This is a genomic window from Arthrobacter sp. 2YAF22_2 (assembly GCF_052114645.1).
Taxonomy (GTDB): domain Bacteria; phylum Actinomycetota; class Actinomycetes; order Actinomycetales; family Micrococcaceae; genus Arthrobacter.
Window position 1 is genome coordinate 1 of record NZ_JBFRFD010000623.1, and the last position, 1,832, is coordinate 1,832.

Below are 1,832 nucleotides of genomic sequence, written 5' to 3' on the forward strand. Positions count from 1 at the left end.
GTCCGGTGGACGTCCGGTGGACGCCGTCCAGACCACCTCGAACCAGCGGTCCTCGCAGATCCGCGCCCGCGACCGGGCGACCCTGCGCACCATCAAGGAGCTCGCCGAGAAGGAAGGCCAGCTGTCCGCCGGGGGGCCGCTCACGCGCCGCCAACTCCGTCTCCAGCAACTGGCCGAGGAAACGGCCCCCGCCACCTCCGCGAATCCGATCGTTCCGATGCCCTCGCCGCGCACCCGTTCGCACCCCGTGGCCCCGCCGGTCTCCACGGCGCCGGTCTCCGCGGCGCCGGTCTCCACGGCGCCGCCGCCCAGCGCTCCGGAGGCTCCTCCCGCACCGGGCCGGGCTGCCGGAGCGCCGGGCTCCGGCGGGAAGATGGCCGACGGTATGAGCGTCGAACAGGCCCTGGCCGCGCGTGAGCTCCTCGCCGAGCAGGCCCGCAACCAAGCGGCGAAGATGGAGCACATCGCCGCCACCGATCCCGACGCGGTGAACCCTGAAGTACTCGCCGAGCAGATTGCCCTGGCCGAGCGCGCCGCCGTGCTGAACCGGCGGGCGGCTGCGAAGCAGAAGCTGGCGGAGCAGAACAGCCAGCCTGCCGAACGCGGCGAACAGCCGCGGAACGATCCGTCGACGGCCAGCAATCTTGCGATGGTCACGCCGTTGGAATTCGTCGAAATCCCTGGCGTGGAGCGGCCGGTCATGAAGCGCCCTGCCACGTCATACGTCCCGCTGGTCACCAACCCGGGCCCCACGGTCCGGCCAGGACGGACCCCACGCCGTCCCGGTTCGCCGCGGCAGCGCGACGCGGGTGCGGTCAAGGGCCGCTCCGGTGTCCTGGCAAGGGCGGAAGCTGCCGCGCAGGCTGCCGGCCGGAGACCGGCCGTAACAGCTACCCCCGTGCATCCCGAAACACCGGTGTCGGAGGAGGATTACGCCGCACGGCCGCCCGTCGCCGCCAACGCCGCCTACGGGCTGGATCCGCTGGATGCCGCCACGGCCGGCCTGGGCAGGGCTCGGCGTCTCCGCGCCCTGCAGCTCGGTGTCCTGGCGCTCGGGGTGGTGGCGCTCATTGTCGGCGTCATCTTGATCATCACCGGCATGGCCCACTAGCCGCCACCCTGCAGCGCATGGCCAGCCGGCCCGCGTGCCGGCCCGCGGCCACCGACGCCGGCCCAGCCCGCGCCGTCAACATCCAAGAGTTCTCATCTTCAACAGTTTTTTCTTCAACAAGTTCTCATCTTCAACAAGGAGTCCCGTGACTGCAACCGATTCATCCATCGCCACAGCCCGCCACGCAGCCCGTGCTGCCGCGGAAAAATTGGCCGAAGACATTGTCGCCCTCGACGTCAGCGAGCGGCTCGCCCTGGCCGACGTGTTCCTGATCGCCTCGGCCCCGTCCGAGCGCCAGGTCAACGCCATCGTCGACGGCATCGAGGATGAGCTCTCCAAGTTCGACCTCAAGCCGGTCCGCCGCGAGGGCCGCTCCGGCGGACGCTGGGTGCTGCTGGATTATGCCGACGTCATCATCCACGTCCAGCACGAAGAAGACCGCGTCTTCTACGCCTTGGAGCGCCTCTGGAAGGACTGCCCGGTGGTTGACCTTCAGCTGGGCGACGACGCGTCCGCCAAGGCTACTGCCGCCACCGAAACCGAGTAGACCGGCCGCCCGTCCCGCCCAAAAGCCTGAATATGCCCGATTTGGAATTTTCGCAGGGGCTGTTCTAAGATATTTGAGTTGCTTCGAGCAGAACAAGTCGGAGCAGCCAAAATTCGGGGCTGTGGCGCAGCTGGTAGCGCACCTGCATGGCATGCAGGGGGTCAGGGGTTCGAG

The 1,832-nt window shown here is 69.0% G+C and carries 2 protein-coding genes; both read left to right on the top strand.

Annotated elements, in window-relative coordinates; all coding sequences use genetic code 11:
- On the top strand, positions 1-1,111 hold a 1,111-nt coding region (locus AB4Y86_RS17970), incomplete at its 5' end, for a hypothetical protein (protein ID WP_441403512.1).
- A gap of 145 nt (positions 1,112-1,256) precedes the next feature.
- Positions 1,257-1,658, top strand: coding sequence for a ribosome silencing factor (gene rsfS / locus AB4Y86_RS17975; protein ID WP_441403513.1), 402 nt, complete (start codon positions 1,257-1,259; stop codon positions 1,656-1,658).
- Positions 1,659-1,832 lie beyond the last annotated feature (174 nt).